The sequence below is a fragment of the Sphingopyxis sp. genome, from assembly GCF_034380315.1.
GTDB lineage: Bacteria > Pseudomonadota > Alphaproteobacteria > Sphingomonadales > Sphingomonadaceae > Sphingopyxis.
The window spans coordinates 397,139-411,578 of the sequence record NZ_JAXMPB010000002.1 but is presented as its reverse complement, the minus strand read 5'-3'; the positions used below and the strand labels follow the sequence as shown (position 1 = coordinate 411,578).

Sequence of the window (14,440 nt, the reverse complement as noted above, 5' to 3'; positions counted from 1 at the left end):
CGCTAGACGAGATCGATGCGGCCGAGCCCGAAGCGGGCGAGGGCCGATACGGGGGGCGGCGGATGATCGTCGCTGCGCGTAAAGACCGCAGTGCCCATCGACGCCGCTGCCGGCCAATCCTGTCCTTCGGTCAGATGGGCGATGCGCCGGGCGATGCCGCCGGCACCATCGATCAGCCGGACGCCCGGGCCCGCCGCCTGCGCCAGTTCGTCGGCAAGCAGCGGAAAATGGGTGCAGGCGAGGACGATCACATCCATGGCATCGCCGCCGGGCTGTTCGCGAAGGCCCGCGATCGCGCGGGCGATGACCGCAGGATCAACCGGTGCGCCGTGAAGCTTTGCCTCTGCGGCGGCGACCAGTTCGGGGCTGCCGTGGCGCAGCACCGTCTGGCCTGCGGCAAAACGGGCCGACAGGTCGTCGACATAGGGTTGGCGTACCGTCGCGCGCGTCCCCAAAACCCCGATCACACCGCTGCGCGTCAGCAATGCGGCGGGCTTGATGGCGGGAACCGTGCCGACGATGGGCAGGTCGAGGGCGGCGCGCACATGGGCCAGCGCGATGGTCGAGGCGGTGTTGCAGGCGATGACCGCGAGGCGCGGCCGATAGCGTTCGACCAGCCGGCCGAGCAGGGCCGGAACCCGCGCCGCCAGTTCGGCCTCGCTCTTCTGGCCATAGGGGAGCCCGGCATAATCGGCGGCATAGACAACAGGTGCCGTCGGCAACAGCGCCCGCGTCGGTTCGAGGATGGTGAGGCCGCCAAGGCCGCTGTCGAAGAAGAGGATGGGGGCATCGGGCGGCGGGACGTGCATCGGGGTCGCCTAGCAGGCGGCACCGCGGCGCTCAATGGGCCAAAGACTCCGCCCTTTTGGAGCTATCGACCCCGAATCCGTTGAAAGCTGCGCGCAATATCGCCAAGGTGCGCGCGAACGAGCTGGGGAGCATCATGTCCGTCTATCTTTTGATCGCCGCTGCCTACCTGCTCGGCTCCATCCCTTTCGGGGTCATCCTGACGCGATTGTCGGGTGCGGGTGATCTGCGGCAGATCGGGTCGGGCAATATCGGCGCGACCAATGTGCTGCGCACCGGGCGCAAGGGATTGGCAGCGGCGACGCTGCTGCTCGACGGGGCAAAGGGGGCCGTGGCGGTGTTGCTCGCGCGACATTTCCTGCCCGGGCTTGGCGATGACGGGGCGATGATCGCAGGCGCCGCTGCGATGATCGGTCATTGCTATCCGGTTTGGCTGAAATTCCGGGGAGGAAAGGGGGTCGCCACCCTGCTCGGGCTTGCGTTGGCGCTGGCCTGGCCGATCGGGCTGGTGTTCGCTGCGGCTTGGCTGGGGACGGTGCTGTTGCTGCGCATCTCGTCGCTTGGCGGCATGGTGGGCGCGGTGTCCGCGCCGCTCGCCGCGCTCGCCTTCGGCTATCCGACCTATGCCGTTGGCCTGGCCGGGCTGGCGGTGATCGTGTTGTGGCGGCATCGCGAGAATATCGCTCGGCTGCGCGCCGGAACCGAGCCCCGCGTCGGCGGAAAGAAGGACGCTGCGTGACAGCGGCCGAGCGGCTGGCGCGGCTGCGCCTGATCCGCACGCCGCATGTCGGCCCGGTGAGCTGGCACCAACTGATCCAGCGCTTTGGTTCGGGCGAAGCCGCGCTTGATGCGCTGCCGCAGCTTGTCCTGCGAGGCGGCAGTGGCAAACCCCGGATCGCGTCCGCGGCGCTCGTCGAGCAGGAAATGGAACGGGTCGCGATGCTGGGCGCGCGATACCTGTTCAGCGACGACCGAGACTATCCACCGCTGTTGCGCGCCGTCGCGGACGCGCCGCCGGTCCTCATCATGCGCGGAGATGCCGCGATTTTGCATCGCCCCGCGGTCGCCATCGTCGGCGCGCGCAACGCATCGGCGGTCGCCTGTCGCTTTGCCCGCCAGCTCGCCGCCGACCTGGCCGGGCAGGGCATTGCAATAGTCAGCGGCCTGGCGCGCGGCGTCGACACGGCGGCGCATGTCGGCGGGCTTGGGGGCGCGACTGTCGGCGTGATCGCCAGCGGAATCGATGTCGCCTTTCCGCCGGAAAATGCCGAATTGCAGGACCGCATCGCCGCCGGGCACCTGCTGCTTGCGGAGCAGCCGCCGGGAACCGAGCCACTCGCGCGCCATTTTCCGTCGCGCAACCGGATCATAGCCGGAGCGGCCCATGCGACCGTGGTGATCGAGGCGGCGCCGCGATCGGGGTCGCTGATCACCGCGCGCCGTGCCGCCGACTATGGGCGCGAGGTGATGGCCGTGCCCGGATCGCCGCTCGACCCGCGCGCGCAGGGTTGCAACCAGCTTATCCGCGACGGTGCGACGCTGATCCAGAATGCCGCCGATGTGATCGAGGCGATCGGGCCCATCGATCCGCGCATGGTGCGCGACCCAGCCGCGCGCGATACAGAGCGGCGCGATACAGGGGGACGCCAGATGGGCGGCGATGCGCGCGCGCCGTTTCCTCCATCGCCCCGGGGTATCGAGCCGAGGGACGAGTCGGCAGGCGAGGGGGAGCGCCGGGCGATCGCGGAACTGCTGGGTCCGACGCCGGTGACGATCGACGAGCTGGTCCGCCAGTCGGGGCGCTCCGCTGCGACCGTGCAGCTGATCGTGCTGGAATTGGAGCTGGCAGGACGGATCGAGCGCCACGCCGGTGCGAAAATCTCGCTGGTGTGAGGGGAGGCACAACGGGGGCTTTGTCCGCCCGGCCATCGTCGGTTCCGGTTCAGTCATGGTTCAGCGGCTGAAACACAGATTCGTGATATTCTATTACATGCGGGGAACAAGGCCATGCAAAGTCGTTGGATGACAGGCGTAACGATGCTTGCGGTGCTGGCGACGGTGCCAGCGCCGCTGCCGATCGCGACGGCCCCGGCACAGGCCGCCGACCGCCAGGGCTTTTGCCGGACGGCAGACCCCCTGCCTCGGCTGGCACCCGAGGCGCAATCGCAGCAGACCAGCGGCGCATCGGACCGGCGCGGCGGCGAACCGTATCTGGAGAAGATGGTTGGAGCTCCGCCGCCGCCGGCCCCGCCGCCGCCGCCGGTGATGGCGCTGCCCGCCCCCGTCGCCGCCGACGAAGTGATGGTGACGGGCGCGCGCGTGTCGCCGCCCGCGCCATCGGCCGCGGAAGCATCGGCGGCGGGCGGCTATGATCGTGCCGTGCCGCCGCCGGTCCCGCCATACCCACCCTATCCGCCGCGCCCCCAGCCGCAACCGCAGGCGGGAATATTGACCGCCGGCGAGCATGACGACCTGCTCAATCCCGAACTGTATGCCGCCTATGTGAACCGCAGCAATCTGGGGCAGGAGATCCGGGTTCTGCCGCGTGTCGATACGACGCGGGTGGTGACGGTGAAGGTGCAGGACCGCAACGGGCAGCCGATCCCCTTTGCCGACGTCACCGTGACCTGTTCGGACGGGAACCGGATCACCATGGCGACCCAGGCCGACGGCAGCGCGGTCTTTTTTCCCGGCCTTGACCGGCTTAGCGAGCGGATCAGCGTTTCGGCGCGCAAGAATGGGCGCCAGATCGCCGATACGCGGCCGGTGCTTGTCTCGCGCGCCTCTGGCGGACAGCTCGTCGGCCTCACCGCGAACCAGCAGGCGACCCGCGCGAGCAAGCTGGACCTGATGCTGGTGATCGACACGACGGGCAGCATGGGGGACGAGATACGTTACCTTCAGGCCGAGCTGCGGTCGATCATGGCCGCCATCACGCGCAAGCATAGCGACCTTGATATCCGGGTCGGTTTTGTCTTCTATCGCGACCTTGGCGACGAATATGTCACCCGGACGGTCGCGTTCGACCGCGATATCGGGCGTGCGCAGGGCGTTCTGGCACAGCAATATGCGACCGGTGGCGGCGATTATCCCGAGGCGATGGACCAGGCGCTGATCCGTGCGGTCGGGCAGCAGTGGCGCCCCGATGCCGTGAAGTCGTTGTTGCTGGTCGCCGACGCACCGCCGCACGACGAACAGTTCGCGCGGACGTGGGCGGCGGCGGAGGCGGCGCGGGCCAAGCGCATTCACATCACCCCTGTCGCGGCGTCGGGCGTTGCCGACAAGGCCGAATATGCGATGCGCGCGATGGCCGCGGCCACCCAGTCGCGGTATCTGTTCCTGACCGACGACAGCGGGGTCGGCAATCCCCATGCTCCGCCGGCGATCGACTGTTACCTCGTCACCCGGCTCGACGCGCTGGTCCGGCGCGTCATCGACAGCCAGATCAGCGGCCGTCGCATCGAGCCCGACGGGCAGGAGGTGATCCGCAGCGTGGGCAAATATGACGCTGGAAAATGCATCCTGCCCGCCGATTTTCGCTGGCAGGAGGGGTGACGGACCGATGCCGCGCCATTGACTTGGTGCGGCATCTGGTCGATGCGGGAGGCGTGGGTTGCTTCGATAAGCCCTCTCTCAGGCCGGACGGGTCGGCCGGTGGAGATGGGGGTCGGAGGAAAGACCCATGAAAAATCTGCTGTCGGCCGTTGCGGCCGCAGTGCTGCTCGTCCAGCCCATTTTACTCGCCGCCAAAGACAAGGATCCGGTCAAGATTTCGGGACCGGCCAATGCCAAAAACGTCACGACCGTCGCGGTCGCGGGCTTCAACATCGGCTTCATCTTTGAATCGATCGACCAGAAGCAAAAGACCGGTGGCCTGATGGGCGCCTTTGGCGGCACGACCAAGGCGCAGAGCGAGTTGGTCGGGGTCACGCCCCAGATGATGCAGGCGATTACCGATGCCGCCTATGCGGACTTCGTTCGGCAGATGGAAGGGCGCGGCTATGTCGTGCAACCGGCGGCCGAGCTGTTCGGCCATGCCGCGCTGGCCAAGGCCAAGCCACAGGCCGGGCCGGTCGATATCAACATCACGCTGGAAAAGGGAAGCAAGGGCAAGGCGACCTATTTCAAGCCGTCGGCATTGCCGTCGCTGTTGATGCTTCCCGGCGATTTTACCGGGTCGGGGATGAGCAGCATGGGGTTGAACATGGCGGCGGGGCAAGCTGGTTCGGCCCTGTCATCCTATGCAAAGCAGGCGGGCGTCGGGGTCGTCAATGTCGTCTATCTCGTCGATTTTTCGGACCAGAAACGACCGGGCTTCTTCAGTTTCGGCGGCGGGATCAATGTGAACAGCGGACTGTCGGTCGCGGCCGATTTTTCGCGCATGACGCTGATCGCGCCCAGCGGAAAGCAGGCCGTCATAACCATGACTGCGCCGGTCGGGGTCGAGGGCGAGTTCATCGAGAAAAGCGATGCGTCGACCGGCACCGAAAAGGCCGTGCAGTCGACCGCCAATGTCGCGGGCGGCCTGGCCGCCGCCGCCGGAATCGGCCTGCCGCGTTTTGGCAAGACGCGCAAATTCCAGTTCACGGCCAAGCCCGGAAATTATGAGGAGGGTGCGGCCAAGGCGGCGAGCCTTGCCAGCGAATTGTTGATCGGGCGTCTCGGCGCGCTGCGTTGACATCCGCCTTGCGGGCGCCCAAATCCCCTCTTGACGGACGGGCAGGGTGCCCGCAACCCTCGCGCGTGTATGTGTAAGGGTTCCCGGGGAACGGATTTTCAATGCAATTGGTAATTGTCGAATCGCCCGCAAAGGCGAAAACGATCGAGAAATATCTCGGTCGCGATTTCAAGGTGCTCGCCAGCTATGGCCATGTGCGCGACCTGCCGCCCAAGGACGGATCGGTCGATCCCGACGAGGGTTTCGCGATGCAGTGGCAGCTTTACCCCGAAAAGGCGAAGCGGATGAAGGACATCCAGGACGCGGCAAAACAAGCCGATCGCCTGATCCTCGCCACTGACCCTGATCGCGAGGGAGAGGCGATCAGCTGGCATGTGCAGGAATTGCTGCGCAGCAAAAAGGCGCTGCCGCAGGCGGTCGACCGCGTGACCTTCAATGCGATCACCAAACAGGCCGTGACCGATGCGATGGCGCATCCGCGAGAGCTGGATACGGACCTGATCGACGCCTATCGCGCGCGCCGCGCGCTCGATTATCTGGTCGGCTTCACCCTGTCGCCGGTTCTGTGGCGCAAGCTGCCCGGTGCGAAGTCCGCAGGCCGCGTCCAGTCGGTCACGCTGCGCATGATCGTCGAACGCGAGCGCGAGATCGAGGCGTTCGTCGCGCAGCAATATTGGTCGATCACCGGCCTGTTCGAAATGGGCGGCACCCCGTTCAAGGCGCGGCTGGCGCGATGGCGCGGCGACAAGATCGAGCGGCTGTCGATCACCACCGAGGCCGATGCGCGCGCGGCGGAAGCCGATGTGAAAGCCGGCCATTTCACGGTCGATCTGGTCGAAACCAAGCCGCTGACCCGCAACCCGCCGCCGCCCTTCACCACCTCGACCCTGCAACAGGAAGCCGCACGCAAGCTCGGCTTTTCGGCCAGCCACACGATGCGGGTGGCGCAGGATCTCTATGAAGATGGTGCGATCACCTATATGCGTACCGATGGCGTCCAGATGGACGGCAGTGCGATCAGCGCCGCCCGCCGTGCGATCGCCGACCGCTATGACGGCGGCTATGTTCCCGACAAGCCGCGCCAATATCAGGCCAAGGCCAAAAACGCGCAGGAAGCGCACGAAGCGATCCGCCCCACCGATTTTGGCAAGGACAAGGTCGGCGGCGGCGATCATGCGCGCCTGTATGACCTGATCTGGAAGCGCGCACTGGCGAGCCAGATGGCCTCTGCGCGGCTCGAACGCACGAGTATCGACCTGACCGACGGCACCGGCAAGACGATGCTGCGCGCGACCGGACAGGTCGTGAAGTTCCCCGGTTTCCTCGCCCTCTATGACGAAGGGCGCGACGACGCCGAGGACGAGGATGCCCGCCTGCTTCCCGCCATGGCCAAGGGTGATGCGCCCGCGAAAACCGGCGTCGAGGTCGAGGCCCACGAAACCCAGCCGCCGCCCCGCTATTCGGAAGCCAGCCTGGTCAAGAAGATGGAAGAGCTCGGCATCGGGCGTCCCTCGACCTACGCCGCGATCCTGCAGGTGCTGAAGGATCGTGCCTATGTGCGCGTCGAAAAGAATCGCTTCTTTCCCGAAGAGAGCGGACGGCTGCTCACGGCTTTCCTCGAGCGTTTCTTCGAACGCTATGTCCAATATGACTTTACGGCGGGCCTGGAAGAAGAGCTTGACGACGTTTCGGGCGGCCGCGCGCAGTGGCAGGCCGTGCTCGAGCGTTTCTGGCGCGATTTCAAGCCGCGCACCGGCGAGGTGATGGAACAGAAGCCGTCGGAAATCACCGCGGCGCTCGACGAGTTTCTCGGCCCCTATCTTTTCCCCGACAAGGGCGACGGCAGCGACCCGCGCGTCTGTCCCAATTGCAGCACGGGACGGCTTGCGCTGCGCGGCGGACGCTTTGGGCCCTTTATCGCGTGCAGCAACTATCCCGAGTGCAAGTTCACGCGGAAGTTTGCGCAGCCGGGTGGCAATGGCGAGGCCGATACCGGCCCCGAAACGCTGGGCAGCGATCCCGACAGCGGGCTGGAGGTGACGAAACGCAGCGGACGTTTCGGCCCCTATGTCCAGCTTGGCGACGGCAAGGAAGCCAAGCGCTCGTCAATTCCCAAGGATATTCCGGGCGAGGATTTCGACCTCGACTATGCGTTGCGGCTATTGAGCCTGCCGCGCGATGTCGGCGTGCATCCCGAAAGCGGGAAGCCGATCGTCGCCGGGCTGGGGCGCTATGGCCCCTATCTGCTCCATGACGGCAAATATACCAAGTTGACCGGCACCGCCGAAATCTTCGAGATCGGCATGAACGCCGCCGTGGCCCGGATCGCCGACGCCGCGAATGGCGGCGGTCGCGGTGCGCGCGCCAAGGCCGAGCCGCTCAAGACCTTTGGCCCGCATCCGACCAGCGGCGGCGAAATGAAGCTGATGGCGGGACGTTTCGGCCCCTATGTCACCGACGGCGCCACCAATGCGACTTTGCCCAAGACGGTCGAGCCCGACGCGCTCACCGCCGAAGAAGCCGTCGCGCTGATCGACGCCCGCGCGGCAAAGGGGCCGGCCAAGGGCAAGAAAAAGGCGGCGCCGAAAAAAGCTGCCGCCAAGAAGGCGGTAGCGAAAAAGGCGCCTGCCAAGAAGGGCACGGCTAAGGAATAAGCCTGTCGGGCGTCGCCAATATTCTTGGCGGCGCCCCGTTATTTTCCGTTACGGCAATTGTTGTGTTCGTGATAGCCTGTCGCCCTGGGTCATTGGCCGTGGGGAGACGGATTATGGCGGACATTCGGCGTGGCAGGGCAAGGGCGACTTGGCTGGCGGCGGTTTTGTTGTCGACGGTGGCGATAGCGCCGCTGAGTGCGCAGGACGTGCAGCAGAACGAAGAAGAAAAGGCGCAGAATCTCGTCGTCGTCACCGGCACGCGCATCCGGCAAGGAGGCGCACAGGATATCCAGCATTTTCGGTCGATGGCGATCGAGGCGAGTACATTGCCTCGACCCGAATCGCTGACGGTCGAAGGCTTGATGGGCGAACATGACCTGACGCTGCCTGCCGCCGGACCGTGCGATAAGCTCTTTTGCCTCAATGTTCAGGCGACAGCCGCCAATCTGCCGACGCGCCCCGACGACAAATTGTTCGTCGGGCTGGCGTTCGACAGCAACGTCGATGCCGACAAGCTGAAACGGGGACCGGTGAGCCTGATGGCCGTCGTCGACAGGTCGGGATCGATGGGCGGCCCGCCGATGGAGAATGTGAAGGCGGCGCTTCATGCTTTGGTCGATCAACTGGGGCCGAAGGACCGGTTGGGCATCGTCATCTATGGCAACGACAGCAAGGTGCATCTGCAACCGACGGCGGCGAACGGCGACAAGCGCTTGCTGCACGACGCGATCGACGCCATCGCCATACTTGGCTCCACCTATATGGAGGCGGGGCTGAAGCTCGGCTATGACGCCGCGTTCCGGGAAGCGAAAAGCTTTGACGGGTCGGTGCGTATGATGCTGTTCACGGACGAGCAGCCGAATGTTGGGCGCACCGATGCTTCCAGCTTCATGGGCATGGCCGAGGAGGCGTCGCGCAAGGGAATCGGGCTGACGACGATCGGCGTCGGCGTTCAGTTCAACGGCGCGCTGGCGACCAAGGTGTCGAGCGTGCGCGGCGGCAATCTGTTCTTCGTCGATGGCCCCGCCAAGGGCGGCGAACTGATGCAGAAGGAATTCCGCAATATGGTGAGCGAGGTCGCGCACGACCTCGTCATGACGCTCGCGCCGCATCCGGGTTACAAGATCAGCGGCGTATTCGGCGTTCCCGGCGACATGATGAGCGAAGGGCGCGACGGCGCGGTGGCGATCACCGTGCCATCAGTGTTCCTGTCGTCAAACGGCGGCGGCATTTATGCGTCGCTGGCGAAGGCCGACAGCCGGGCGAACCTGCCCGCCGTCAAGCTGGACGGGCAGGCGTCACTGATGGACGTGCGGCTGAGTTATGTCAGTGCGCTTGATGGCAGCAAGCATAGCGATGCTGTGAGCGTGGGGGTGCCGTCCGCTACGCCTCATGCCAATTTGCGGCTCGCGCAGGTGCTGGTCGACGAATATGTCTCGCTCAACGCCGCGACCCGCGCCTTCCATCACGATGGCGATCCGAAGGCGGCTTTTGCGTTGCTCGACGGGCTCAACAATCGGCTCGCAGCGGTCGATTTTGCTGACATGAAGGGTGAGCTAGAACTGGTCGGCACGATGCGGGGCAAGGCCGCGCTCTATGCGGGCTACGGCGGCGAAGCGCTGAAACACCAGGCCGCCGTGGCGGCGCCAGGCGCCAGCGCGCGCGCGCGGCCTGTCGATGTCGTGGCGGCCGAGGATTTCGAACCTGATGGCCGCTATGGCTGGAAGGCGCTCAAAATGGCGCGGGTCCTTGGGAAATGGCGCGTGGTTGCACTGAGCGGCGTCGATGAGCTGTCGTACGGCGACACGGTCGAATTCACTGACGATCAGGAGTTTGTCACCTAATTCCGGCGCCCGCTGCGCGGCGAGGGTGAAATGTACCAGAATTTCCAAATCAACGAGAAGGAAATCTATATTCCGGACGGCGATCTGCGCGTCCGCTATCGGTTCGACGGCGACAGGCTACGGCTGACATCAGCGGACAGGCAGATACGGATCGTGCTGGCGCGCGACGGGGTGAGTTAGGGTAGGGGCGCCTTGCGCGCCCCTCAATCCACCCAGTCGAGGCCCATGTCGCGATACACGCTGCGGTCTTCGTCCCAGTTTTCCTTGACCTTGACGTGCAGGAACAGGTGGACCTTGCGGCCCATGAGTTCGGCGAGCTCGGCGCGGGCGCGGGCGCCGATTTCCTTGATGCGGGCACCGCCCTTGCCCAGCACGATGGCGCGCTGGTTGTCGCGTGCGACATAGATCTGCTGGTGGATTTCCGCGCTGCCGTCGGGGCGCGTCTTGAACAGCTCGGTCTCGACGGTCGACTGGTACGGCAGTTCCTCGTGGAGTTGGCGATACAGCTGTTCGCGGGTGATTTCGGCGGCGAGCATCCGTTCGGGCGCGTCGCTGACTTCATCTTCGGGGAAATGCCACGGCCCCTCGGGCATCAGGGCGGCAAGATGTGCCTTGAGCTCGGGAACGCCGTCGCCGGTGCTGGCGGCGATGAAGAAGGTTTCGTCGAAAGCGAGCCGCTGGTTGAGTTCGGTCGCGACGGTCAGCAGCTTGTCCTTTTTCGACAGGTCGACCTTGTTGAGCACCAGATATTTCTTCTCGGGCCGTTTTGCGACGCCTTCGAGCACGCGCTCGACGCGGCCGGTCAGCTTTGCCGCCGCATCGACCATGACCAATATCGCCTCGGCCTCTTCCAGGCTGCCCCAGGCGGCGGCGACCATCGCGCGGTCGAGCCGGCGGCTCGGCGCAAAAATGCCGGGGGTATCGATCAGGACGATCTGGGTGTCGCCTTCCATCGCCACGCCCATCAGGCGGGTTCGGGTGGTCTGCGCCTTGGGGCTGACGATCGCGACCTTTTGGCCGACGAGCGCGTTCACCAGGGTCGATTTGCCGGCATTGGGCGCGCCGACGACGGCCACGAAACCGCAGCGCTGAGTCATTTTACTTCTTCCTCCGTCAACCGCGCGAGCAGCGCGGTCGCAGCGGCCTTTTCGGCCGCCTGTTTCGATGCACCTTCGCCCTCGGCCTCGGCGAGCTTGCCGACCGCGACCGCGACGCGAAAGCGGGGGGCGTGGTCGGGGCCTTCGCGGCTGACCAGGCGATATTCGGGTGGGCGGCGCTTGCGGGCAAGCGCCCATTCCTGCAGCGCGGCCTTGGGATGCTTGGGCGCGGCCACCTGGCCTTCGATCATCCCGCCCCAGTTGCGGACGATGAAGGCGCGTGCCGCGTCTTCGCCGAGATCGAGCCACAGGGCGCCGATCAGTGCCTCCAGCACATCGGCGGCGATATTGTCGCTGTGACGGCCGCCGTCGCCGATCGCCTGGGCGCCGAACCGGACATGCGCGTTAAGGTCGAGGCCCTGCGCGATGCGCGCGCAGGTCTCGCCGGAAGCGAGCGCGTGGAGCCGCGACGACAGCTCCCCTTCGGCTGCCCTTGGAAAACGGCGAAAAAGTTCGGATGCGATCACCAGTCCCAGGACCCGATCGCCCAGGAATTCCAGCCGCTGATAGTCGCCCGCGCCGCTGCTGCCGTGGGTCAGGGCCTCGTGGTAAAGGCCAAGGTTGCGGGGGTCGGCGCCGATGATCGCGGCGATTGTTTCCGCGGGCACGCCGCCGGTCAAAAACCTTCCCCGATACGTTCCCAGCGTGCGGCGGTGAACCAGCTGATCGGGTTGAACCAGCTCGCCGATCCGTCGGTGGAGAACATGCCGACCAGCGCATGGCCGACCAGATTTTCTTCGGGTACCAGGCCGATGCCCTGGTTTTCCATTGCGGGGAAGCGGCTGTCCGCGCTGCGGTCGCGGTTGTCGCCCATCAGGAACAAATGCCCCTCGGGGACGGTGACGAGCGGCGTGTCGTCTTCCGCGATGGGGACGATGTCGAGGATCGCATAGCTGCGGCCGCTGGGCAGGGTTTCGCGGAACTGCTTGTAACGGCACTGACGCTGACCGTTGTCGGCGACCTCCTCAAACTCCGGGGCATAGCAGGGCAGGGTGCCCATCGCGCGCGACGCATCGATCATGTTCTGCGTCACCGGAATGACGAAATCGGGCATTGCCTCGCGCTTCAGCGGCGTACCGTTCAGCCAGACGATTCCGTCGCGCAGCTGCACCGTGTCGCCGGGCAGGCCGATAACGCGCTTGATATAGTCATTGTCGTTGACCGGCGGCGCCTTGAAAACCACGACATCGCCGCGTTCGGGCGAGCGCGGGAAAATCCGGCCGGGGATCAGCGGCACGCTGAACGGCAGGCTGTAGCGCGAATAGCCATAGGCCATCTTGTTCACGAGCAGATAGTCGCCGATCAGCAGGCGCGGCTGCATCGATTCCGAAGGGATGTTGAAGGGCGACAGAAAGAAGCTGCGGAAAACCAGCACCGCGACCGCAAGCAGCGCAAGGAAGCGAACGGTGTCGACCGCCTCTTCCTTGGCGGAGACCGGCGCGGGGCCGGGCGAGGCCGGAGCCGGGGCGATATGAGGCGGATTTTCAGCGGCGATGGGTGCATCGGTCATGGGGCGCATTGGCTATGAATAGGTCTGCGCGTCAAGCAAATATCGGCGGACGACGCTGGTGCCGGTTCGGCGACTGGCCTATGGAAGCGCGCGACGAAATCAGAACCCGCCCGGATCGAGCATGGCTCAAGCCCTTTTTTCTGAATGTTTCTTATGAAAAGGCGGGGGCTCTGCCCGATCCGAACGGAAAGAGAGGATGGATCGATGACGACCGCAGCGGAAAACTGGCAGGCGCTTTCCCATTGGCAGCCGCAGAAGATCGTCGATCTGGTGACAGCCGACCCGGCCGCCCGCCTGTCCGCGACGGTGCGAACCGTCGCCGATATTCGTTTCGATTTCGCCAAGACGCATCTTGACGCCGACGCCGCGGCAATCCTGTCGCGTCTGGCCGCCGCGCAGGATTTTGACGCACGTCGCAAGACGCTTTTCTCGGGCGGTATCGCCAATCCCACCGAAAACCGCGCCGCCGAACATGGCGCCGAGCGCGGTGACGGGGCGCCGGAATCGGTCCACCGGGCTCAGGCGTTGCACCAGCGGATGCGCATGCTGGTCGATGCGGTCGAGGCGGGCGCGTTCGGCGAAATCCGCCACCTGCTCCATATCGGCATCGGCGGATCGGCGCTTGGCCCCGACCTGCTGATCGACGCGCTTGGCCGCCATGGCTCGCGCTATGATGTCGCAGTCGTTTCGAACGTCGACGGCGCCGCATTGGCCGAAGCCTTTGCCCGCTTCAGTCCCGAACATACGCTGGTCGCGGTCGCGTCCAAAACCTTTACCACCACCGAAACATTGCTGAACGCCGCGTCGGCGCTGCAATGGCTGGAGGAAGCCGGGGTCGAGGATCCGCAGGGCCGCTTCATCGCGCTGACCGCCATGCCCGATCGGGCGATCGAATGGGGGATCGACGAGACGCGCATCCTGCCGTTCAGCGAGACCGTCGGCGGTCGCTATTCGCTCTGGTCGTCGATCGGCTTTCCCGCAGCGCTGGCGCTTGGCTGGGACGCCTTTGCCGACCTGCTCGAAGGCGCGGCGGAGATGGACCGGCATTTCCGCCTGTCGGACGGGGAAGATAATGTCTGTCTGCTCGCGGCCTTTGTCGATCAACTCTATGCCAATCGGCTGGGCTGTCAGACCCGCGCCGTCTTTGCCTATGACGAACGCTTGCGCCTGCTTCCCGACTATCTCCAGCAACTGGAAATGGAATCGAACGGCAAGTCGGTGATGCTGGACGGGCAGCCCGTCGGCCGGGCGAGCGCGGCGATCACCTGGGGCGGCGTGGGCACCGATGCCCAGCACGCGGTGTTCCAGCTGCTGCATCAGGGAACGCACCTGACCCCCGTGGAATTCGTCGTCGCGCGCGAGCCCGATCATCTGCTCGACGATGCCCATCACGAAACGCTCGTCGCCAACTGCATCGCGCAGGGCGCGGCGTTGATGACCGGGCGGGCGAGCGAGGATGGCGCGCGCAACTATCCCGGCGACCGGCCGTCGACGACGATCCTGCTCGACCAGGTGACGCCGCGCAGCCTGGGGGCACTGATCGCCTTTTACGAGCATCGGACCTTTGCCAATGCCGTGCTGCTCGGCATCAATCCGTTCGACCAGTTCGGGGTCGAGCTGGGCAAGGAAATGGCAAAGGGGCTGGCCGAAGGAACGGTGGCGTTCGACCCCGCCACCCGCGCGCTGATGGACGCCGCGCTGGACGATTGACCCGCGCCCGCGTGCCGTCCGACCCCGGGCGGCGCGCGATTTGCGGTTGGCAAGGTGCGCGTGCGTAACCACATGGGGGT

The 14,440-nt window shown here is 65.7% G+C and carries 12 protein-coding genes; 8 read left to right on the top strand and 4 right to left on the bottom strand.

Features of this window, described 5'->3' with window-relative positions; genetic code table 11:
- Nucleotides 1–2 precede the first annotated feature (2 nt).
- Complete coding sequence (gene murI, locus U0S50_RS05015; RefSeq protein ID WP_322307661.1) at nucleotides 3–809, bottom strand: glutamate racemase; 807 nt, start codon at nucleotides 807–809, stop codon at nucleotides 3–5.
- A 134-nt stretch (nucleotides 810–943) separates the two neighbouring features.
- Between murI and plsY the strand changes: the two genes are divergently transcribed.
- The 7 genes from plsY (at nucleotide 944) to U0S50_RS04980 (ending at nucleotide 10,163) form a co-directional block, all read left to right on the top strand.
- Nucleotides 944–1,546, top strand: a complete 603-nt coding sequence (plsY, locus tag U0S50_RS05010) for a glycerol-3-phosphate 1-O-acyltransferase PlsY (protein WP_322307849.1) — start codon at nucleotides 944–946, stop codon at nucleotides 1,544–1,546.
- Complete coding sequence (dprA, locus tag U0S50_RS05005) at nucleotides 1,543–2,700, top strand: DNA-processing protein DprA (protein WP_322307660.1); 1,158 nt, start codon at nucleotides 1,543–1,545, stop codon at nucleotides 2,698–2,700. The genes plsY and dprA overlap by 4 nt, the downstream gene beginning before the upstream one ends.
- A 114-nt stretch (nucleotides 2,701–2,814) precedes the next feature.
- On the top strand, nucleotides 2,815–4,362 hold the full coding sequence (locus U0S50_RS05000; RefSeq protein WP_322307659.1) for a vWA domain-containing protein: 1,548 nt from the start codon (nucleotides 2,815–2,817) through the stop codon (nucleotides 4,360–4,362).
- A 127-nt stretch (nucleotides 4,363–4,489) separates the two neighbouring features.
- On the top strand, nucleotides 4,490–5,485 hold the full coding sequence (locus tag U0S50_RS04995; RefSeq protein WP_322307658.1) for a hypothetical protein: 996 nt from the start codon (nucleotides 4,490–4,492) through the stop codon (nucleotides 5,483–5,485).
- A 101-nt stretch (nucleotides 5,486–5,586) separates the two neighbouring features.
- Nucleotides 5,587–8,139 (top strand): type I DNA topoisomerase, encoded by a 2,553-nt coding sequence (gene topA, locus U0S50_RS04990; RefSeq protein WP_322307657.1) that lies wholly within the window; start codon nucleotides 5,587–5,589, stop codon nucleotides 8,137–8,139.
- Between the two features lie 113 nt (nucleotides 8,140–8,252).
- The gene (locus tag U0S50_RS04985) at nucleotides 8,253–9,983 is read left to right on the top strand and encodes a vWA domain-containing protein (protein WP_322307656.1); all 1,731 of its coding nucleotides are present in this window, start codon (nucleotides 8,253–8,255) and stop codon (nucleotides 9,981–9,983) included.
- A 30-nt stretch (nucleotides 9,984–10,013) separates the two neighbouring features.
- Complete coding sequence (locus U0S50_RS04980; RefSeq protein ID WP_322307655.1) at nucleotides 10,014–10,163, top strand: hypothetical protein; 150 nt, start codon at nucleotides 10,014–10,016, stop codon at nucleotides 10,161–10,163.
- A gap of 23 nt (nucleotides 10,164–10,186) precedes the next feature.
- Here the strand turns inward: U0S50_RS04980 and era are convergent, their stop codons facing one another.
- From era to lepB, 3 genes are read right to left on the bottom strand one after another with little or no spacing between them, the layout of a single operon-like run.
- On the bottom strand, nucleotides 10,187–11,080 hold the full coding sequence (gene era / locus U0S50_RS04975; RefSeq protein ID WP_322307654.1) for a GTPase Era: 894 nt from the start codon (nucleotides 11,078–11,080) through the stop codon (nucleotides 10,187–10,189).
- Entirely contained in the window at nucleotides 11,077–11,748 is a 672-nt protein-coding gene (gene rnc, locus U0S50_RS04970; protein WP_322307653.1) for a ribonuclease III, read from the bottom strand. The genes era and rnc overlap by 4 nt, the downstream gene beginning before the upstream one ends.
- A gap of 8 nt (nucleotides 11,749–11,756) precedes the next feature.
- Entirely contained in the window at nucleotides 11,757–12,650 is an 894-nt protein-coding gene (gene lepB, locus U0S50_RS04965; RefSeq protein WP_322307652.1) for a signal peptidase I, read from the bottom strand.
- A gap of 204 nt (nucleotides 12,651–12,854) precedes the next feature.
- On the opposite strand from lepB, the gene pgi reads away from it, so the two are divergent.
- Entirely contained in the window at nucleotides 12,855–14,360 is a 1,506-nt protein-coding gene (gene pgi, locus U0S50_RS04960) for a glucose-6-phosphate isomerase (RefSeq protein WP_322307651.1), read from the top strand.
- The last annotated feature ends 80 nt before the right edge of the window (nucleotides 14,361–14,440 follow it).

Coding starts and splice junctions, on each gene's coding strand:
- murI (WP_322307661.1), bottom strand. CDS start 809: ATGCACGTCCCGCCGCCCGATGCCCCCATCCTCTTCTTCGACAGCGGC.
- plsY (WP_322307849.1), top strand. CDS start 944: ATGTCCGTCTATCTTTTGATCGCCGCTGCCTACCTGCTCGGCTCCATC.
- U0S50_RS05000 (WP_322307659.1), top strand. CDS start 2,815: ATGCAAAGTCGTTGGATGACAGGCGTAACGATGCTTGCGGTGCTGGCG.
- U0S50_RS04995 (WP_322307658.1), top strand. CDS start 4,490: ATGAAAAATCTGCTGTCGGCCGTTGCGGCCGCAGTGCTGCTCGTCCAG.
- topA (WP_322307657.1), top strand. CDS start 5,587: ATGCAATTGGTAATTGTCGAATCGCCCGCAAAGGCGAAAACGATCGAG.
- U0S50_RS04985 (WP_322307656.1), top strand. CDS start 8,253: ATGGCGGACATTCGGCGTGGCAGGGCAAGGGCGACTTGGCTGGCGGCG.
- U0S50_RS04980 (WP_322307655.1), top strand. CDS start 10,014: ATGTACCAGAATTTCCAAATCAACGAGAAGGAAATCTATATTCCGGAC.
- era (WP_322307654.1), bottom strand. CDS start 11,080: ATGACTCAGCGCTGCGGTTTCGTGGCCGTCGTCGGCGCGCCCAATGCC.
- lepB (WP_322307652.1), bottom strand. CDS start 12,650: ATGACCGATGCACCCATCGCCGCTGAAAATCCGCCTCATATCGCCCCG.
- pgi (WP_322307651.1), top strand. CDS start 12,855: ATGACGACCGCAGCGGAAAACTGGCAGGCGCTTTCCCATTGGCAGCCG.